The organism is Actinobaculum suis (assembly GCF_900618115.1).
In the GTDB taxonomy this organism is placed as follows: Bacteria; Actinomycetota; Actinomycetes; order Actinomycetales; family Actinomycetaceae; genus Actinobaculum; species Actinobaculum suis.
This window is the reverse complement of the sequence record NZ_UYIO01000001.1, coordinates 2328454-2348785: the sequence shown is the minus strand read 5'-3', so window position 1 is coordinate 2348785 and position 20332 is coordinate 2328454. Positions and strand designations below refer to the sequence as shown.

Below are 20332 nucleotides of genomic sequence, written 5' to 3'. Positions count from 1 at the left end.
GTGTAGCACCTCCTATCTTTGTGCGAGTTTTTGGGCACGGTCCCGGGCCGCGAGCGCACCAGAAATACGCCCATCAATAAGCCGCCCGTCCACCCCGATTGTCCCGCTAATCTCGCCACCAACCAGCTCGAAACGATCAGGGAATGCGACCACCGGAATAGGGGCCGGTAGAGACGGGACCGGTTCGACATGGCCGCCGCTCGAATAGCCCCGCAAAGCTGTAAGCATCTGGTAGAAATATGACGCACCGTATTTGCTGACCACATCGGACGGGAACACAAATTCATTGGCGTGGACGATTCCGGCCGGTTGGTATTTATGGCCCGGCCCGGTCCACCCACCGGATGCATACATCCGTGAACGGACGCCCTGGACCGGGGTCCCGGATTCATCTACAGTCCATTTCCTAGTGAAAATGTTCTGGTGTTGATTCACGAAGATATCCAGGGATTGGCGGGCCGGATTATTCCGGGCATAATTGATCACGTCATTAACCGCTGCGATAGCCTTATCGGTATCTAGTCCTAGTTGTGCTCGCACGTCGTCCCGGCGGCGCACTTCTGAAACGAACTCTTCAACAGTCTTATCTGCCATCGACCGGTCACCGAGAATCTTCGCGGCCGCCTTAGACGCTTCAACATCACCCAGAAGTTCCGCCAAAGTTTTGTTCGCGTTAGCCGGGTCTGCGAGTAGGGCGATGGTCCCGCTTTCCGAGTCCACCGCCGAAATCATGGCAAGCAAAGTGGCCACAGCCGGCTCATCGTTAGCGTTCAGCTGGAACGTGCCATCGCTATTCTCGACGACGCCTAGGAGTGTTAGGAATTTGCTCATGGCCGGGTCCCCATCAGCATTAATCTTTATAATGCCGTCCTGGTTTTCCCGAACCCCATCCAAGAAGTTTTGCACTGTAGCCCGCGCGTTAACATCATCCGCGTCGATCGTTACAGCCACCGCGTCCATAGACGCTAAATAGCCCACGTCTTGCTTGATTTTCGCGAGTTGTTCAGAATTCCACCCGTACGTATCAGCCAAACCCTGCCAATACTTTTCATATTCAGCAATCTGGTTATTAATTTCTTCTTGGGATTTCTTTTGATCCCTCATATTCGTGAGCACCTGGGCTTGCGACGACGCCACCTGAGTCAGTGCCTGTACTTGTTCCTTGGCTGAACCGAGCACATCAATACGCCCCGCCGCATCAAACTTAATTTGCGACCCACTAGCGAAAAGCTCACCCACCGCCTTACGCGCGTCAGCTTCCGCGTAGAGAGCATCAATCCTGGCACGGGCCTTGCTCGCTTCCGATTCGCGGGCTTTATTTGCGGCCTGGATTGCCGCCGCTTGCTCGCGTGCCGCTTGCGCGGCGCTAGTCCGCGCCCGCGTCTCTTCACTAACGGTGTCTTTGCTTTCGCGGGTACGTTTACCAACTTCTTCGAGGCTTTTAGCGGTTTCCCTATATGCCTTACTCGTTTCGTGCGCCGATTTCGTACCAGCGTCCAGGGTTTCAGCCCACCCGTGCGACCCAGCAATTACGGCCTTGTAGCCGGGTTCGAGGTTCCGAAGTTGGTTGAGGATTTCCGCGAGCTTAGGCCCGCCCTCATCGACCGCGGCTATGATTTCTTTCTGCGATAGGCCAAGCGCTTGGGACGCCCTAGTGAGGTTTTCGTACCCAATCTGTGCCTTGATCGTGTCAGCCACATTTTGGTTCATCACGCCGCCGGCTTCCTGGTAGGCGGCCTTCATCTCTTCTAGTGCGTTTTTCGTTTCTTGGGTTTTCTCCGCATATGACCCGAGAGCGTAGGTGGCTAGAGCAATCCCACCAGAGATAGCAAGCCCCGCCGGGCCGCCAAAAGCACCCAAAAGGGCCGTGCCTGCACTACGTGCAATCCCACCGACATTGCTCACGGCCGGTGCAAGCCCGCCCTTAATCCGCGTAGCCAGTGGCATAACCCCGAAATCGGTTACGCGCATGTATGCCGCGAAATCACGGAAACCGCCCGCTAGGCTACTGATCCCACTACCTACCCGGCTAAACACGGGTAGGAGATTGGTTATGTGGCCGCGGAAAAGTAGGAATGCCGCGCCGGCGGCCAATACCGGGCCCGGTAGACCAGCTAGAGCGGACGCGAGCGTACTAGCCACCTCCACCAACGGCAATAACACGCTTTCGATGAGCGGGGTTGCCGCAAGCAAAAGATTCGCAAAACTATTACCAAGCTTGACGGCCGCGACCCCTGCTGCTTCCAGCCCGGGGGCGGCCTTCTCCAACACCCGATTCACCAGCTCCATGCCGGTTATCGCAAGGTGTTTGAGGGTTTCGATGAGCGGGCCTGCCTGAGCACCAATACCCCGGAAAGCTTCCCTCACTTGAGGGGAAGCAATAGCCAGCGCGCTTAGCCCGGCTACTACCGGGTTAATCGAAAGCCCAAGTTTCGCGAGCGGCCCCGATTGGGTAGCCATAGCGGAAAGACTTGCCGCAACCCCCGCAAGCGGGGCTTGATAGCGGGAAATAAACTCCATGCCCTTAGAAATCGTATTAAACGACAGGCTCTCGATGTTTGCCCGCAAGTTTTTTAGTGCTTCCGATACGGGCGCCACCCACTCCGTGAACGCTTTCGACATTTGCGGCTGATATTTAGCAATCTGTGCTTGCAACGCCCGCAAAACATCCGCCACCTGGTTAGCCCAATCAACCAGGAGCCCGCCACCATCGGGGTTGACGAGCGGTTCTGCTAGGAGCGCGCCGATATCACGCCGGGCCGCCTTCACCCGGTCCACAGCGCCATCGAGTTGCTGTTTTAGGCCGGCCGCCGCCCCACCGAAAGCAGTACTCATCCCCACAGTAAGATAATTAATGAAATCTTCTGCAGAAAGCTTGCCTTCCGTGATCATCTGACGGACCTCGGCCCCGGTTTTCCCGATCTGGGACCCGACCATTTCGGCGGCGTTAACCCCGCGCTGGCCTAGTTGCATGAGGTCGGTACCGGTGACTTTTCCGGCCGCTTGAATCTGCGAAAGCACAAACACAATCTCGCTCATTTTTTGAGCGGACCCGCCCGTAGCCACAGTCGCATCCTGAACAGCGGAAAGAATCGGCACCACTTTTTCGGCTTCAATCCCGAACCCGATCATGACCTGCTGAGCCTCAAGCAGCATGTCTTTACCGAACGGCGAGCCTGAAGCGAAAGTGTCGAGGCGGCGCATTTGCTCTTCCGCGGCCTGAGTGGACCCGAGCAGAGTTTCCAGCGCGGTCTTCGTATTCTGCTGTAAACGGTTGTAATCCACGCCGGCCTTCACCGTAGCAACCGCCAAAGCAGTACCACCCGCCGCTACCGCATTAAGTGCGTTCCCGGCCGCCTGTCCCGCGGTCTTCGCGCCTTTTTTGATTCCATCCCAAACCTTCGAGGTGGTGGTAGAGACCTGGCCGGCGGCTTTCGCGGCCTTTTCCATACCCTGCACGAAATCAGAGACATTAGCCCCTAAACGTACACTTACTGAACGATCAGCAACCACTACGCGGCCCCTTTACTCTCCATCATCAACTACGTACGGGTGTACTCCGTCCCGTAGTTCGCCACTAAATCGGCGGTGCTTACCCAACTGGAAACATCCTTCACACCAAGATTCAGAAACCGACAAGTGGCCTTCGATGCCCTTCTCGCCGGTCCTGAGCCTGGAAAGACCACACCCGCCGCAAATACTCGCCTCATAGATCGCTAGGCCGGCCGCTAGCCGCCGATCGGTATTACTCCACCCGCTACTATGTGACACGCCTAAAAACTCTGTGGGCCGTATTTGCCACCGGGCGGCGGCCTGCAATTCGGCTAGGACTCCGGCCCATCGGGGTTGCGCGAGGGTACGCGCCAAAAAGGGCTATCCGGCCCCAACGACGCGAGCGAGGTGGCTGTAGCGCTCTCAAACTCGCCCACAAGCTTTGTCGCCTGTATATCTCCGATAGCTTCGAGGAACCTGGTCATGTCTTCCCGGGCGGGTAACCTTGGGTAGGTCATGAACCTTGATAGCATGGCCGCCCCATATTCGAGATATTTTTCGGGCGGGATCCCGCCCCCGCCCATAACCTCATCAGCATCAAGGCTGGCTTCATCGCAGTACTCGCGTATCGCGGCAATATACAATTCTCGGTTTGGGGCCGTGATCTCGCACCGTACCCATTTCGACGCGGCCTTTTCGGTGAGCTTACGAAGTTCACGCTCATCCTCCGACCCCGCCAAAGTAGTGGACTTTTTACCCGATTGCTCAACTTTTTGCCGTAAATAGTCGATTTCGGCTAGGAGCCGTCGATCCTGACACACATCTACGAACCGGGTTTCTTGGGACGCGCCGGCGATGAAAGCGGCAAGATCAAAAGTTTTCGGGTCCATCTCAGGGGCCTTTTGTTCGGTGGTCATTTGGTTACTCCTTCATGTTTATGTGTGTAAAAGAATAATAGGGGAGGGAGCACACCTGCAACCCTCCCCTAAAACAATTTCCGAAACCTAGCCTGCGGTTACTTTAACCGCATGCTCGAACTGGCCCGTAGGCAAAAGCGCAACCGTATAAGTCGCATCCTCGCCATTCTGATCGGGCCGATTTTGCGGATAATCAGTAGTAAAACCAAAGACCTCCACGGTCTGACCTTCCGCAAATTTCTCCGTATAAGGCAGTGCCGAATCCGGCGCTGTAGCGACCCCACCGCGGCGCACAATATCTACCCGCGTATCCGGATCCTTGAAAACCTTAGCGGCCTTCAAAAATGCGGAAGTCGTATCCTGCGCATTACGATCTCCCTCACGGACGAACGTAAACTCGCCCGCGTAATTGGCCGGGCCACGCCGCGTAGAAGCCGCCTTCTCACACAAAGTCTGGGTGCCCTGAATCGTTTCAGATGCATTCATTCCGAGCGTATAACCCGAGGCGATAGCACACGTAATATCTACCGCGCCCTCAAGCTCCGAAACCGTGGGCTTAGCTTGATCACGCAAGCCACCCACCACGGCAACAATTCGAACAATATCCGTATTTACTAGCTTAGAACTCATTATTTTTGCTCCTGCCCTTGAGTATCCTTATTTTCCTTACCCGCCTCACGGGCGGTTGAGGCTTGCTCCCGATATTCAGGGCAAGGCCGCTCAATATCGCTCAACCCACAACACGCACTAACAATTTCAATGCGCGGCGGGGTTGTGGTCAAATCCGGGTTTAGTGCCACCATATCCGCGGGCATTGGCGGCATACGCTCACCATTTTTTCGCCACACTTGGACCTTTTCCACTAGCAACCTCCACAAACATGTTTTTTCTATAGATTGGCTTCATATTGCGAAACTAAAACGACGGCCTCATGTGACGCCATGATTTGAGCGCCCTCAAGGAATCGCTCTAAGACATGTCGTAGTTTCACGTTTTTGTAAATCGCGTTCTGGGTTAGCTTGTCGCGTATTCGCCTAGAAATCGCTCTAGCCTCACGGGCCGCCTCCCACGTCTCATAGGACCCGCCGGTGCGCACCACAGTCCGCACCTGCACCGACAACCGTCCAGATTCATTTAGGCCGCCTAAAGTTCTAGACGAAACCACTGGCACGCTCACATTTACGATCACGTGCCGCTCGGGGCGGTCTTCTAGCCGCGTATCCGGTAGCCCATCGTAAAGCTGAATATCGCCCCATGCGGCGAGAGCTGACCCGATCAAGCGAATTGCCGCATTTTCCGGATAGTAGAAAGGATCCTCATACTGGGGCATACATCCACCTGCTTTCTACCACGGTTTAGCGGCTTCACTCAGATAGCGCTCTACTACCGGGGCCTCATCCAAAAACGCCGGGATCAAATGAGGCATAGCCCCGCTAGTAGCTGTACCAAATTCGAGCAAGTGACCTAGCGACCCTTGACCACCAATTTCCGGGCCGATTTCCGCGCCAATACCGCCCCGATCAGCCACAAGATCATAAGTAACAAGATACGGATAATGTCGCACTTTTGAGCGGGCCGGGGCCATAAACCGACGTACCCGGTCTTGCGCATCATTTTTAATATTGTAAGCGCCTTTTTCGATAACCTTACGGGTCTCATCTAAGGCCCTACCAGGGGCCGCCCCAAGATCATTCACAAGTGCGTCCAGTTCGCTAGTATCTGTCTTGGCTCGCACCAATTACATCACGCTCTCTACCTGGTATTTAGCGGCCGTGGCTTGCGATGCCGGGGACCGGCCCCGCACCGTAAACGATGCCCCCACAAGTTGAGGATCACCGGCCGTTACCGTGATCGTGTCACCCTTCTGTAACACCACATCGATAGGAAATGAAGCCACGTCTTGTTGCATTACGGTCATTCCGCCCGCATCGGGCATCACGGCCGCATTAGGCGAGGTTACACGCACCCGGAAAGGACCTTCATACACGGTTATGGTTTTCTTTTCCCTAGCCGCCGCATAAGCCGGTTTGCGGTTTATGATCACCACGCGGGTAACCTTGCACTGATCGGTCATACGTGAAAGCGCGACTTCACGGCCGGCCGCGAGTATCCTATCTAGCCCTAAATCCACAGTTCACCCCGCCTTTCTAGGCCCCCCAATAAGGCACGCCTAAGGGCACCGAGTATGAGGGGGCTATGTATTCGATCGGCTGGAGCGCGGCTATCTCGCTATCAGTAAAACCAATTTCGCCCGCTGAAAGCACTGAGTCACGTACGCCCTGGAAATCATCCAAACCGACTGACCGCCACCCCTCGGGGTTGCGGAGAGTGCGTACTACGGCCGCCGCGATCGTGGACCGGGCCAAACCGGCTAGCTCAGGGTCACGTTCAGCGCGGGCCTTCAACGTTGGTACGCGGCGTCGGAGTAGTGCTGTAGCGCGCTCAATCCACACCGGTACCTGCCGGCGCTGTGTAGGCGTCAAATCTTTACCGAGTTCATCCGCGATAGCAGAAACCTCGATCTGGAAAACATCTGCCACTAAAACTCACCACCCTTTTTTGTGCGTGTTGGTGGGTAGCAGGCCCCAAAAGGCACCAAACCAAAAGGAGGGTTCAAGGAATCGCCACAAACAAAAAGGGAGTGTGCCACCGAACCCCACACCCCTCCGTCTGTAGCCCCCTCCTTTTTTAGTGTCCTTTTGAGGCCCGCCATTCAAGCCGCCTGCCCTTTAATACGCACACAAAACCAAGACCACCCAGGGCAAAAAGGCGCAAAACCGGGCGCAAAGGGCTGTTAGGAGGGGAGAAGAAGTAAAACCCTCCAACAGCCCCCTTTGCCCGATTTCCGCGCCCCACAGCACCGCCCATACTCTCTCAAAGCGAGAGAGATTAGCGTCCTGGTTTTGTAGACCCACGTGCGTACCCCACTAGCAGGCCACGACCTACAAATTTTTAGCCCGGGGTCACCGTGGTTTGCCCGGTCTCCAAATCATGCGTTACCTGCACCTCGGTCCCATCCGGCTTATGCGCCGTATAGGTTTCCGTACGACTACCAGGGTTTACGGCTTTCTTCACCCGCTTAGTCTTGGCGGGACGTACCGCATTAACCGTCTGGTGACCCGCTTTCGCAGCCGCCCCCTTATCCGGGCGCACAGAGGTTGCTTCCTCGGTGGCGTCCGTCGTATCAGCGGGCGCATCCCCGGCCTGCGTCGGTTGCGGTTTCGTTACATCATCGGATAGCCGCGTAGTTCCTTTAGCCATGAATCCATACTCCTATTCACTCAAAAACCCGGCTTATTGGGCGCGGATATTGCGCAAGCGGGCCGCCGCATGGCCACCCTGCACAACCAGACCAGAATAAAACTCGATACGGGTACGGTAGGCCGGCCGTTCAGCCATTTCGCCGATCTTGTAGGCCTGCAACCCGCCATTAGTAATACCCATTACGCCTTCATCACCGAACGATTGCGCAAACTTAACCGCGAACATCTCGGAATCGTCGAGAATCGGCCGCCCGCTCCAATGGGTACCCGGGTTCACGAAAGATACGCCGTTCCAGGTCCATTCACGCTTGCCGGTGATTTCCGAATTTACATATTCGGCTCCACCTGCACGCCGGCCCAAAGCCTTCAGCTTTGCCAGCGACTTACGGCCTGTGTAGACCACATCCGGGCCGCCATTCACGGCCTCAAACAACAGGTCGAGGTCCTCAAGGAACTTGTCATCCGCCAACGTTGCTTGCGCGTCGATCACCTGTTCATTGACGAGTCGCTTACGTAGCCCATCAAATTCTTTAGGGTCACGCACGTCCGTATCCCCATTAAACATTGCGTCGACATACGTGGATTGAGCGGACTCGATTTTCATTTTCACCTGATCGGCCATGAGCACACCCAAATCGGACGGCATGGTCTTCTCTAGGAAACGATCAACATCCGCATCCCCACCGAGAATGACCAGGGTTTCCGTAGCCTGATTTACCGTGCCCGTAGACTCAACATAAGCCTCATTGACGGTACGGAAAGCAGTACCCGGCAATACGCGGTCCTTATCGTACGCATAAGCGTTGCCTTGAATGGATTCAAACGGCATGCGGTCCCATACGGTCGATACGGCATGCCCGATTTCCAGGGCACCGCGCCGCACCTGGTTTTTCGTTTCACGGGCGGCGGCCTGCGCCATAGTTAGCGCCATAATATTACCTCCACTAAAATTTTAGTTAGCTTTATTCCACGAATCGGCAATAGCATCCACCCCGTGCAAGCCAGCGCCTGCAACATTGGGCATTCCTAGGCCGATATCGCGTGCAGACACACCGAACCCCTGTTGTTTTACGAGGTACGGTTTACGTTGCGCAAGATTCTCGAAAGCTTTCCGCAACCCGTCCCGGTCCACTTCGCCCGAATCATCCACATATTCAGCTAAAGACACGCCTGCTAGCGCGTCTTCCGCATCATGGAAATTGAGCTGAGTTGCAACCAGACGGGCGGATTCCTCCGCTACTCGTAGAGCAGACTCAGCGCTCACCTCGGCCTTAGCTTGAGCTACAGCTTTAGCTATGGCTTCATCTCGCTCTGCCTGGACCTTTTCAACATCAAGGGCCGCTTTCTCGTATTTCGCGAGCCGGCCTTTAATGATCCGGTCCACATCTGCTTGAGTAAACGTTTTCTCGCTCTCGCTAGGTTTACGGTCCTTAACTTCCGGCTTGCCCACTTCCGGGTTAGTGCCTTCGGTTTTTCCGGTTTCAGCTTCCAATTTTTCCGACTGATTTTCAGCTAGATTCTTGTCGCTCATGTCTGCTATTTCCTTACCCCGCTCAGAGAGGAGCGGTTACTCTCACCAGGCCTGCCCTGGGAAAACCTTATTCCAGCCAATCCGGCGGATCGATAAGCCACGGCTTCTTATTATCCGGACCCCACTTATCATTGGGCACTCTCAGATATCCGTTCTCCCACAAGCCCTGTAGTGCTTCCTCACGGGTCCGGGCGTGCTTATATATTTCTTCTGGGAGAAGACGGCCGCCGGCCTTCACAAAATCACGCATACGGCTCTTGCCATACACGCGTTCACACATGTGCCAATAGTGGCTATTCCGCTCCCTGAAATGTGCGAAAGCGCCATGCCTAGTAGTGGATTCGTACGTAATCCTCATACCGTCTTTAGTCCGTGCACTCCGACGCGCGTTCACCACGTCCCACATATTCGCACCATCGCGGATAGCCTGCGCACCACCCTTAGTAAAAATCCGGTCCTGCTCTTCCCGCGAAAGGGCATTAAAATACGAGTACGAGCTGTAGCGAGGACCGAACGCATGTTCAGCCCATTCTTCATTATCGCCCCACTCGCCGGCTATAGGCGCGATCCCGCACCTACACCCAGGATGCCTAGGAAAATCCCATTTATCCATATCGACCAAAATTACGCACCTTGCGCACGCGCCCGGGTGTAGCACTCGCCCATAACCCCCACACGATGGGGTTGACGCTATAACCGCCTGCGTGGACTGAACATTAGCGCTAGCCACCTCATTCGACGCAATACGCGAAAGCGTTTGCCACCCAGATTGTTTAGCCTGTTCAAAATCGTTGCCGTTAGCTATTGCGGTTTTTACTGCGATCGGCACCGATTTCAGCAGGTGGTAGAGCAGTGGTAGGCCCGTACGTAGCGAAATATCCACAAACGAACTAGGCACGAGGCTTGCTACGGTCTCGCGAGAAGCGCCCTGCACTAGCATTGAGGTAGCCACATATTTTTCTGACCTCGCCACGGTCCGAGCTTTACCCGCCGTAATCAAAGCGTTAGCCTCAACCGCAAGCGGCGGCCACGCATCCAAATTATCCCCCTGACGCCGCCATACATCCGCGAGCGCGGCGTTGACTAGGCCGATGTCGTCAGATAGTGCCTGCTGGCTCTTGATCCCCAAGATTTGAGCCGGGCCAAGCTTCGAAACCTCCACTAGCGGTACCTCCTGCGATTAAGTCGGTCGCGTATTGCGCAATCGATTCATCGTTAGCGTCCTTAACCCACCGTTCAACTTTTCGTGTGGTAGCGCCTGGGAGCATGGACCATGCCGCCGATCGCGGCATACCAGTTTGGATTAACTTGGTGATGCCGTCCACGATCTTCGCGAAACTCCTGGCCTCACCATCACCCCAAATGATCTCAGTCGCGTAGCCTTCACCTTTCGGTTTTCCGGCGGCGATTGACGCGAGCCGCATTACCTCGGCCCATGAATCACCGAATTCACGTTTAAGATCGGTGACGAGGGAGCCTAGTGTAGATTCCGCCGCATCGAGCGCATCACCTGAAAGATTGGCCATGTCGCCTAGCAAATATTGCGGTGGTACTTGGGATATTGCGGCGAGCTGTTGCACCAACATTTTAATAACATTCACATAATTATTAAGGTTGGACTCCGCCAAATCCCATACTTTGGTATCTGCACCGGGGAATACGATCCACCGATCAACCCCCGGCCGGCCCGGGGATGCGATTACCGGAATAGGGTTACCCGCATCATCAAGCAGTGCTTCACCGTTTTCATCTTTACGGTAGACGATTGCCCCATCGGCGTCCCGTAATCGCGGGTCATAGCCCGTAACGACACGTTGCCGGTAGGCCGCAAATTGCGCCGCGATCAGGAGGTTAAACCTCATTGTGTCGATCGCGCGCTGCATCGGGAACAACGGCCGGATCATTGACCGGGCCGTATTATCAGTGCCCCGATCGGGTACGAATTCCACAAACGGGACCCGCCCCAAAGGATTAGCCACCTGCTCGATGAGGTCCCAGGAATTGCCAGTACGCCCCTTCATGAAGGTAACCACCTCATCATCCGTATATACGGCGCACCTGGGAACGAGCACTTTCCGGCCGGCCTGTTCATAGGTGGTTTCGGTCCATTCCTTATACGCCCATAGCGGCCGATACGAATCCACCGGGTCATACTCGACCCACACGTTAGCCGGCGATTCATGCCTCACGATCGGGCTTTCCGGATCTTCCGGGTTAGCCCAAACGAACACGACGCCCCTCCCGTGCACGAAACCATCGGTGTACACGCGGCGTTGCGCCGAATCTAGCCGGTTTCCTTGCCATACGTTTTGCCAGGTGGCCCGGTCCGCGTCAGCGTCACGATCGGACTGGAAACCATCCACGCGCAACCGCTGTAGTGGTGCCTTGACGATGAGGCGAACCCACGGGGCTACACTCATCTCCTGCAAAGCATAATATTCACGCCCTAAACCTTCCGCCGCAAACGGCCGGGGGTGCTCACCACGTAAATATGATTCTTCTTCTACGAAATCGGGGCGCTGTGCACCCAGCCGGGATGCCCCTTCAAGCCTTAAAGCTTCAAAATCCACCACTCGCAACCCCTCAAAAAAATACTTAGCTGAATGAAAATACGGCGGTTGAAACCTCATACTGCCGGCCCGGTTTAGCCTGCAATCCTGCCATCAACGCACTAGCCGCCGCCTCGTAAGCCAGGACGTCCATCATTACTAAATCGATCTTCATATGCGGGGCCGGCTTACCCAGAATGAACCGGTCTTGCGTTTTTGCGACCTTGCGCGCATTCATCGCATGAACCTTGTAGACGCCATCAGGGGAGTGTGTCATACGCCCGCTAGCCATATCCTCCCGATAGCGCACCAAAGCAGGAAACATTCTAGATACCGAAAATGTTGGCCATGCCTGCACGATTTCTGGTGAGTATTTCACTTGCCAGGCCTCGATCTGCGATTCCCACAAATGCGGATCAGCATAGACCAAGCGCACCCGGTAGCGGCGCATGATCGAGTCCATAGCCGCATCAACTTCCCCATACGGGATACGACCATCAGGGAATGTAGCCGGGTCAAACACGGCGGGTACTCGGTCTTCTCCATATGTGGGAGTGAAAGTATGCCGCTCGCCATTCGGCCCCAACCAACACGCCCTAAACCCGGTCCAGTCACCGGTTTGAGAACCATCGAAACCTAAGGTGACCTCAGCCCCCTCCGGCACCTCAAGGGCTCTCTCAGCACCGTCGATAACCGCCTCAGTCAAATATGTACCTTGACCTTGCACAAGCATATTCCCATAAAACCTCATCGCTTGAGTCGGATCACGCACCATAATTTCAGCCGCTTCCGCCTCAATCGCATCCAAATCCACCCACGGGGACCCCGCGTAAACATATTCATGAATTGCCCGCCGATCAGTATCATTCAAATAATCAAGATTCGCAGGCGGTTTCCGATAGAAAATAAAAACATCAGGCATATGAGCCTCATAGGTTTTCTGAGCCGCGCTGTTATCCATCGGGTCCCAGGGATTAGTGATTTCCACCGAGCGGCCGCCCATACCTGCAAGGCCCCGCCGCATGGTCCCCCATGTGCGTTCAGTATCGCGCGTATATAGGCCCGCTTCATCACCAAGCGCAAAACTAATCCGCGCCCCCAACCGCGACTTAGACGACGCCGTAACCTTATCGATCCGCCCGTTATTTGGCAGTCGGAGCATGTCGAAATTAATTTTCACCTGCTCCGACAAAGGACCAAACGCCGCCATGTCATAAACCGCGTCAAAAACGTTATCTACCTGATCCTGCGAGTTAGCCATGAGCTGGATCAAATTTTTAGGGCGGGGCCGGCCCATCGGCTCACCCGCCTCATACACATACTCAAAACCACACCCACACCCATAATCAGAGCACCGGTAGGAGTCTCCACTGCGTGCCCAACCTGCAAATTCGGCCGGCCCGCAAGCCTCGACCAACACGAAACCAGCACCAAGCGGCGATTTCCCAGACTTTTGCGGCCCCACAATCAGAGACCGGCGATAGTGGAAAGCTTGGGAATTATTCTTCCCCTCATCAGGCACCGCGCCCCGCCGAACCCGCCCATGATTCAGCAAGCACCAAAGCTGCCAGCCGACCGGGATAAACGGCCGATCCGGGTCACCCGGTACGCAAGCATGAGCCTCCAGCCAATCAGACCACAGAAAACCGAGGGTGGGCCAGTTTACTTTCCATGATGGTTCCCAGCTTCCTACAGCCACAAACCACCACCCCCATACCCGCCTATCTCTGAAAAATGTTCTTTATTCGGAGGCTACCGCCCGCAACCTCGCACGCGCCCCACCAGGAGACGCCCCACCGGCCACCCGCGGCGCTTCCACGTCCTCCACAGCCTCACCGATAACCCACCCATTCTCACGCATCCCCGCCGGGGTAAGCCCCAGCTGATCATGATACCGATGCACTTGGCCAATCAGCGCGGCATTACCCGAATATTCAGCCCGCGCCTCACACCTACACATCTGCGCGACAATCAGCCACCGCCATGGTTCTTCTTCCCAAGCCACCGCCTGCGGAGTCTTCCAATATTGCCGCCAAATCTGCCGCTCGCGCTTAGTTACATATTCATCCCCATCACTTAGCGGCTCGCCCGTAGAGGTGAGCTTAGGGAGCGGAAAATTCGGCGCACGTCCATCCCTACCTTCCGGCGGTAATTGCCTGAACTGTAGCTGACCTCGGTCCAGCCGATTACGAGTGCGGTTACTGGTAGGACTTAGGGCCGGACCGGACCGATTACGCGCCCCACCTCGTGCCATAGTGAACCACCTCCACCCGTTTAGTGTTCGACCAACACGAATAAGTTACGGAAAGTTTGAACCCGCTTTTCCTTTTTTCTACCTCCCCGCCGGCGGAAGTCTTGCTTAGGGGAATTAGGTAACCCCCCTGGGTCACTCTGGTGTCTAACACACGGCGATGAGTGTTTATGTTTATTGGTTGCTGAATCCTGTTGGCCTTTCGCGGCCCATCGTAGCACGGTTGCATCGTGAGTGTTCCGGTCCTCGGTAGCCGCGCCGGTCGTCCGTATGTCCTAGGTCCCATGGCGTGCCTGGTGTGATTGGGCCGCCGCATCGTGCACAGCAAACGCCTCCAGCTTCAACCTGCCTGGCCCACTGGGCACGTAGCCGCTTGTGCGTAGCGTCGTAACCGCGCGCTGTGCTTGAAGGCCTTGACCTTTCGTATTCTGCTTTGTGTGCTTTGCATAGGCCGCCGCGGGCGGGCGTGGGGCAACCTGGGACCCTGCACGCCGATAGGAGACGGGTCATGTGGTCTCACCTGCCTCCGCATACTAGAAGCCCGGCCGGGATGTGTGGACCGGGCCGGGCTTGCTCTGGTTTTGTTTTTCTTTAGGTCTAAGGTCTGTCTATTTGAATTTGGCGAGCATTGTAATCATGCCGTCTTTGTCCACTGACCAGCCTAGCCAGTAGTCCTCCCACTCCCGTGAGGTGGCGTCTACTGCGTAGGGTACTATTCGGTCCCGGCCTTTCCAAAGGGGGCGGCGTACTTCTTCCCGTATCCATTCGGGGGCGCCTGTCCAGATGAAAAAGCAATCGAGCCATTCGGCCTCGTTGTTGCGCTCACTTTTTCCATTGTATTTTGGGTAGCCGGCCCATACGAGCGCGTCACCTGGTCTCTCTGGTGTTGCTTCGAGAATTTCCATGTTGTCGAGGGTGCCGCATTTTTCTTCGATGACCGTGTAGCTTCGGATTTTGCCGGGTGTGGGGTCTTTTGCGCATCCGGTTAGTGCGAGGATTGCTATGCCGATAGCGGCGGTTAGGGTCTTTAGCTTCATTTGCATACCTTCCTTGATAGGTATGTGGGTAGTGCATCCTTGGCCCTGTTCGGTGTGGTTTTGGGTGCACTTGCCCACTTGGAAATATAACACATCCACTACTTCTTCTGGTTGCGTGCAAGCCGGGCGGCTTGTCGCAAGTTTATTTTTCCTGCTCTCGATTGTAGCCGGCCGCGGTGCACGTTCGTGTCGAGTATGGCGCGGGGGATACCGAGTAGGTTGGCGGCTTGCGCGCGGGTTACCCAGGTGTCTGGTGGGGTGCCGATCATCTCTAGCCTTAGGCGTGTGTTTACTGCTTTCGTGTAGGTGGCCCGGGTCCAGGGCGTGCCGCATACCGGGCATATTTCCCAGTCTGTGAATCCGTCGTCGAGCGGGTAGCGCTGTAACCGTACTCCGTCGTTGGGGCATGTGTGGTTTGTGGTTTCTGGGTGTAGGCCTGCGAGCCGGGTGGCGATTGCGTAGACGCGCCGTATTTCTCCGACCGTAGCCGCCCACGCTTCCGGCTCTAAGCGGTTGTAGGCGTGTTCTGTGGTGTCTGCTAGCCACTCGCATACGGGCGTGGTGGTGGGTCGCGTGTAGCCTAGGTTTTCCGCCCAATCATCGGCCACTTCTTCGAGGATTTCGATGCACCCGGCGGGCGTGCGTACGCGGCCGGTTTCCCAGTCGTCGGTTACGCGGTCTAGGCCGAATGGAAGCTGATCGGGGGCGGGGCGCGGGGTAGTGGCTATAGGCCGGGATGGAGTGGCCCGGGGGCCGTATAGGCTTGCGTGTATTTCCGCTGTGGAGGCTTGTGCTTCGGTGAGCAGTACGGCGATCTGCTCTAGGGTTATGCGGGCTTGCCGATCGGGCGTAATCCCGGTTTTCGCGTGTTCCATTCTCCTACCTTTTCCTGCTCTCGCTCCCTGGTTTGGTGGTGGGGCGCGGGGCTGAAACCGATGTTCGAGATCAGTCCCGCGCTTCCACATTTTTTGCATATTTATACATTTAGCGGTGGGGGCTAAAAGGGCGGTTGTTCATCCCAAATCGGCTGTTGTTGTTGCTGTCCTTGGGACTGTGCTTGCGCTTGCTGTTGTGGTTGGGTTGCCCACGGGTCGCCCGCGCTTCCACCGGCGGGCGCGTTATTCACCACCCCGCCAGAACCGCCCCAATTGCCCTGTGCCGCGTTTTGACCACCGCCCTGGTACCCCTGCATAGGAGCACCACTGTTCGCCGCTCCACGGGCCTGCTGGCCCCCATATTGAGGGGCGTAAGCCGAACGAGGAGGAAGAAAACCTTCCAGCCGGGGCCGTTCGATGGTCATTGTTGCGCCCGGGGTGCCGTCGCGCCGCTGGTATTCGCGCCGTCCAAGCTCACCACTCACCACCACGCGTTGCCCGCGCTGTAGGTCGTAGTCGAGCACCGCGTTAGCGTCTTTGCCCCAAAAATCGGCCTGTAGCCACACCGGGGCGCCCAGATCCGACCATTCGCCGGTTTCGCGGTCCCGCGTGCGTGGGGTTACCGCAAGGCTCAGCTGGGTCTTCGTTTCGCCGCTGTTCACGGTGAATGCCTCGGGGGTTTGCCCAAGATTTCCAACAAAAACACTTCTCATTTCATATCCTCCTGATAATTGATTATTTTGTTTCTGTTTGCAAAGAAGCAAACAAATCTTCCATTCGCGCCTTGATCTCCGGCGGGCAACCCCGCCGCCCCGGGGCCTGCTCGATCAACCTCCGCCCCGCCCTAAATTCCTCGCGCTCGCGGGCCCGGCGTTCTTCGTCGCGATAGGTGCGTGCCAGGCTCACGATGTGGGCCGGCTGCAGGTACTCGGTCGAGGTGCGCCGGTGTTCGTCGATCGCGGCCCGTGCCAGGTCAGCAGTGAGCCAATCGGGTAGGGCCGATGCCCACGCGAGGATTGCTTCACGGCTCACCTGCCGATTGTCGACGGCGGCGGCATAGGCGAGGATTGTGGCCGCTAACTCGGTAGAGACGCCCACGGGTCAGCTCCTTCCAGATCGATTTCTCCTATCGGGATTTCCCACGGATCAGGCCCGCGGGCTTGCGCTTCCTGCTCGGCGGCGAGCTGGTAGCCCGCCTCGAGCCATTGCGCCGCTCTCGACGGCGGCCGGGCCGGCGCGGTGTCAAGTTCGTCGGTCCACCGTTCGTCATTTAGCCAGCCTTGCGCCCATTTCGGATTTTCTATGCCGCGGGCCTGGACCCAATCGGCATAACGCCCCGCCGCCTCGACCAGGGTCTGCTGGGTTACTTTTTTGCGGGCCTTTTTGAAAGCCTCGAAAGCTCGCGCTTTGCCCTTGCGTACCGGGTAGGCCGCCCAGAACTCTTCAAACTCATCCGAGTACTCGCGTGCCCGATCGGTTTGGGTTCCTGGAAGCTGACCCTGAACCGGTTCCGGTTGTGTTGGCTCATCCTGTGCCGGGAATGAGCTGAGCTCATCGCCTGCCGGGAGTGAGCTGAGAGCGGGTTGAGAGTCAGGCGCACCCGCCGCTTGCGGCGCGGTGTGCATATATATCTGTTCCCCTGTTCCCCTGTTCCCCTGTTCCCCTGTTCCTATAGTGCATTTTTCTTGAGCACTCAGTGAGTCCTCAGTGAGTGCTCCTGTTTCGGCGTCATACTGCGGGTATCTCGGTTTCGATGGGCGGTTGATCTTTTGATGGTTATCCCATGTAGGAATTTGCAGGTATGGCTCATTTTCGACCGTGTAGCGCACTATCAAACCACGTTGTGCAAGCTCACTGAGTGCTCCGTGAGTCCTCACTGAGACTTCCTGAGGCCTCATGTAAAAGTCCTTAGGGAACAGTGAGGCGATGATGAGGTGTTCCTTATCTACTCCTACGCCGTTGTCATCGACGTAGTTCCAGAGGCCGATATAGAGCAACCGCGCTTCGAGAGATAGGGCCGCGATATCATCGCTGGTCCAGAACTCTGGCTTGATCGTCCTTATCCGCATTTCCCCTCACCCCCTCTCTTTCTCTTTGTCTATGGTGATGATTTCTAGCCGTACCTGGTAGGTGCCTTTCCTGGCCGGGTCTGGGTCTCGTCGGAAATCGGGGCCGATCAGATACTCCGAGGAGTCGTCAGGCCACACACCGGCGTCGGTTAGGCCGTCTATCAGGGCCTTTACGGTAGGGCTTGCGTTGGCGGGGTCTGCTTTTCGGCGGGTTGGGTAGCCGATATGCGCCACCACTCTCACGGGCGGGTTCACGCGTGCTAGGTTTTGCCTTTTGGTTTCCAGGCGGGCATAGCCTCGAAGTGTGCGCGTCCGAGCGGCCCGGTTAGCCCAGTGCATCCTGCTGTTGGCCGATATCCACCACTCCCGCGGAACAGTGAAAGTTATGCGCCGTGCCGTATTGTTATCGGTTGTTTCGGGGGCGGCCACGCTATGCGCACCTCCTTTCTGTTAGCTTTTCCTGGTGGTCGCTAGCCGCCCATATGGTGCATTTTCGGCCCCGCCGGCTAACTCCATCTTCCGAATACCGGAAGGTCAGGCCGCATTTTTCTAGCTCTGAGCAAGCAGACCGGATGCGTTGTTCTGTCCATTTCGGGAACCCGCCCTCGCGAGGAATACCCCTGCAAAGCTGCTCTACGGTTGCAGGGCCGCTTTCACGAAGCGTGCCTAGCACCCACCGCCGGGACCCGCTCACTGCGTCATCGGAGAGTGATGCGGCGGCCTGCCACGAGGTCACCGGGTCATCGCGCCGCGCATACGCCGCCGGTACCGGTCTAAGCATTGCCTTCACCCGCTTGCGCTTGCGCTTGCGCTTGCTGTGCTTGCGCTTGCTGTGCCTGTTGGTTGATCTCTTCAACCTTCGTATGAAGGAAACCGATCAGCCGATCTGCCTCATCCTCGGTTAGCTCTTCCAGGCGGCGGGTACGGTGCCTGGAGGCCCATTGCACGGCGGCGGTCATTTTCCCAGAGCTGAGCCGTAGCGCCTCAACTTGTGCTTCTAGGGTTTCTACCTGCGTGGCGGTGAGCATTATTTCGGCGTCTTCGTATTCTTCGTCGCTGGGAGTCTGACGCGGGGCCGCGCCGCTGTTCGGGGCGGTGGGGGCGGCCGGTGGGTTTTCCACCTGTACCGTAGGCTGAGCCGGTTGGGGCGCGGTTTGGTGGTCCTGCACGGCCGGATTATCTGCCTGCGTCATCTCATCATCCGTATATAGCCCGGAAAGGTCCTGTGGGAACGCTTTCCGTAGAGCTAGTGCTTCGGCGCATTTGCCTAGCATGATCGCGGGCTTGGTCCGCCACATGGTGGTTAGCCGCCCATCACCGGTACGCCCTGCATACTCGCTCAACAGTGCCACCGCTGGGAATGGTTGTCCGTCCCGGTATACGGTGACGCGGGCGGCGAGCGGCGGCTCCTTATCTAGCCATACATCTCGCCATTGCCCATTAGGCCCGCAATACTCGGTAGCAGAATAAGAATAAGTACCACCGGCCTGGCTTGCGGCGCGCCGCGCAATCACCCTGAAACCGTCGATCCCGGTCTGAATCGTATATTTCATTTCTCGCTGGCGGGTTTGCGCGTTCCACGTAGAGCGGGGGATCATATATATTTGCCGGGCGAAAGGGTCCAGGCCTGTACGCCTAACTTGGTGGAAGAAGATCGCTAGATCGGCGCGGGAAGCTCCCTGCAAATCCAGCGCCGTAATCTGAGCGGTATTAAATTCGGTTTGGTCTTCCCTGATTTCAACTACACTACCTGCGGTTTCGCTCATTTGGTTTCACCTTCTTCACTGGTTTCGTCGTTTTCGGTATTGCTTTCGGTTTCGCTTTCGATGGCCCGGAATTCCGCATTAAACGCGCTCCACGCCGCATTTAGCCGGCGTGCTGACTCGACCGCGGCCTCCATATTTTTCATTTGCTTATCCGATAGGCGAGAAGTGACGTAGCCGCCGGATTCTTCGATTTCGACGCCCGGCGGGATTTCCCCATTCCCTTCGGCATCGAGCGAGGTTTTCAATGAGGCTAGATAAGCAGGGGAAGTAAAAGACTTGTGAACGCGCATCTGCCAAACTTCTGGGACTTTTCGCTCTTCTTCTAGCCAGTCGCCAAAAGCTTTTTCATCCCGTATCACATATCGTTCTGAAGTTTTTTGCCTGGAAACTGTAGCTAGGTCGTCGCCTACTACGCGCCGGTCCCCGGGACTCATGTGCGCTTCCAAATACATCCGGGCGCGTTTTACTAGGGTTTTTGCTTCATCCGTGAGGGCCGCTTTTTCCGCAAATTTCCCTAACGCTACAATTCCGAGTGCTTGTTCTACGCTTGTTATTTCGATCTGATCAGCCATTATTTTCTTC

At 56.5% G+C, this 20332-nt stretch carries 21 protein-coding genes; all 21 read right to left on the bottom strand.

Annotated features, from left to right (window positions below; all coding sequences use genetic code 11):
- Window positions 1-12: 12 nt before the first annotated feature.
- Window positions 13-3513 (bottom strand): tape measure protein, encoded by a 3501-nt coding sequence (locus H8274_RS09435; RefSeq protein ID WP_185934406.1) that lies wholly within the window; start codon window positions 3511-3513, stop codon window positions 13-15.
- A gap of 311 nt (window positions 3514-3824) precedes the next feature.
- A complete protein-coding gene (locus H8274_RS09430; protein ID WP_185934405.1) occupies window positions 3825-4409 on the bottom strand; it encodes a hypothetical protein in 585 nt (194 codons plus the stop codon).
- Between the two features lie 87 nt (window positions 4410-4496).
- On the bottom strand, window positions 4497-5039 hold the full coding sequence (locus tag H8274_RS09425; RefSeq protein WP_049619603.1) for a phage tail tube protein: 543 nt from the start codon (window positions 5037-5039) through the stop codon (window positions 4497-4499).
- Between the two features lie 259 nt (window positions 5040-5298).
- On the bottom strand, window positions 5299-5739 hold the full coding sequence (locus H8274_RS09420) for a hypothetical protein (RefSeq protein ID WP_185934404.1): 441 nt from the start codon (window positions 5737-5739) through the stop codon (window positions 5299-5301).
- A 15-nt stretch (window positions 5740-5754) separates the two neighbouring features.
- The gene (locus H8274_RS09415) at window positions 5755-6144 is read right to left on the bottom strand and encodes a hypothetical protein (protein ID WP_185934403.1); all 390 of its coding nucleotides are present in this window, start codon (window positions 6142-6144) and stop codon (window positions 5755-5757) included.
- A gap of 3 nt (window positions 6145-6147) precedes the next feature.
- Entirely contained in the window at window positions 6148-6540 is a 393-nt protein-coding gene (locus tag H8274_RS09410; protein ID WP_269429225.1) for a DUF6093 family protein, read from the bottom strand.
- A gap of 16 nt (window positions 6541-6556) precedes the next feature.
- Window positions 6557-6949 (bottom strand): hypothetical protein, encoded by a 393-nt coding sequence (locus H8274_RS09405; RefSeq protein WP_185934402.1) that lies wholly within the window; start codon window positions 6947-6949, stop codon window positions 6557-6559.
- A gap of 412 nt (window positions 6950-7361) precedes the next feature.
- On the bottom strand, window positions 7362-7670 hold the full coding sequence (locus tag H8274_RS09400) for a hypothetical protein (RefSeq protein WP_185934401.1): 309 nt from the start codon (window positions 7668-7670) through the stop codon (window positions 7362-7364).
- 33 nt (window positions 7671-7703) lie between these two features.
- A complete protein-coding gene (locus tag H8274_RS09395; RefSeq protein ID WP_185934400.1) occupies window positions 7704-8603 on the bottom strand; it encodes a major capsid protein in 900 nt (299 codons plus the stop codon).
- A gap of 21 nt (window positions 8604-8624) precedes the next feature.
- Window positions 8625-9203 carry a hypothetical protein gene (locus H8274_RS09390; RefSeq protein ID WP_185934399.1) on the bottom strand — a complete coding sequence of 193 codons (579 nt, stop codon included), beginning with the start codon at window positions 9201-9203 and terminating at the stop codon, window positions 8625-8627.
- Window positions 9204-9270: 67 nt separating this feature from the next.
- On the bottom strand, window positions 9271-10365 hold the full coding sequence (locus tag H8274_RS09385) for a hypothetical protein (RefSeq protein ID WP_185934398.1): 1095 nt from the start codon (window positions 10363-10365) through the stop codon (window positions 9271-9273).
- A complete protein-coding gene (locus H8274_RS09380; RefSeq protein ID WP_185934397.1) occupies window positions 10301-11776 on the bottom strand; it encodes a phage portal protein in 1476 nt (491 codons plus the stop codon). The genes H8274_RS09385 and H8274_RS09380 overlap by 65 nt, the downstream gene beginning before the upstream one ends.
- Before the next feature lie 22 nt (window positions 11777-11798).
- Window positions 11799-13274 carry a hypothetical protein gene (locus H8274_RS09375; RefSeq protein ID WP_185934396.1) on the bottom strand — a complete coding sequence of 492 codons (1476 nt, stop codon included), beginning with the start codon at window positions 13272-13274 and terminating at the stop codon, window positions 11799-11801.
- Window positions 13275-13493: 219 nt separating this feature from the next.
- Complete coding sequence (locus H8274_RS09370; RefSeq protein WP_185934395.1) at window positions 13494-14006, bottom strand: hypothetical protein; 513 nt, start codon at window positions 14004-14006, stop codon at window positions 13494-13496.
- A gap of 605 nt (window positions 14007-14611) precedes the next feature.
- The gene (locus tag H8274_RS09365; protein ID WP_185934394.1) at window positions 14612-15040 is read right to left on the bottom strand and encodes a hypothetical protein; all 429 of its coding nucleotides are present in this window, start codon (window positions 15038-15040) and stop codon (window positions 14612-14614) included.
- A 98-nt stretch (window positions 15041-15138) separates the two neighbouring features.
- Entirely contained in the window at window positions 15139-15915 is a 777-nt protein-coding gene (locus tag H8274_RS09360; protein ID WP_185934393.1) for a hypothetical protein, read from the bottom strand.
- A gap of 122 nt (window positions 15916-16037) precedes the next feature.
- Window positions 16038-16628 carry a single-stranded DNA-binding protein gene (locus H8274_RS09355; protein WP_185934392.1) on the bottom strand — a complete coding sequence of 197 codons (591 nt, stop codon included), beginning with the start codon at window positions 16626-16628 and terminating at the stop codon, window positions 16038-16040.
- A gap of 22 nt (window positions 16629-16650) precedes the next feature.
- Complete coding sequence (locus tag H8274_RS09350; protein ID WP_185934391.1) at window positions 16651-17013, bottom strand: hypothetical protein; 363 nt, start codon at window positions 17011-17013, stop codon at window positions 16651-16653.
- Window positions 16992-17984: a hypothetical protein gene (locus H8274_RS09345; protein WP_185934390.1), complete on the bottom strand. Its 993-nt coding sequence runs from the start codon at window positions 17982-17984 to the stop codon at window positions 16992-16994. Before H8274_RS09345 ends, H8274_RS09350 begins: the two co-directional genes overlap by 22 nt.
- 773 nt (window positions 17985-18757) lie before the next feature.
- Entirely contained in the window at window positions 18758-19750 is a 993-nt protein-coding gene (gene bet / locus H8274_RS09340) for a phage recombination protein Bet (RefSeq protein WP_185933916.1), read from the bottom strand.
- Window positions 19747-20322: a hypothetical protein gene (locus H8274_RS09335; RefSeq protein ID WP_185933917.1), complete on the bottom strand. Its 576-nt coding sequence runs from the start codon at window positions 20320-20322 to the stop codon at window positions 19747-19749. The genes bet and H8274_RS09335 overlap by 4 nt, the downstream gene beginning before the upstream one ends.
- Window positions 20323-20332: the final 10 nt, after the last annotated feature.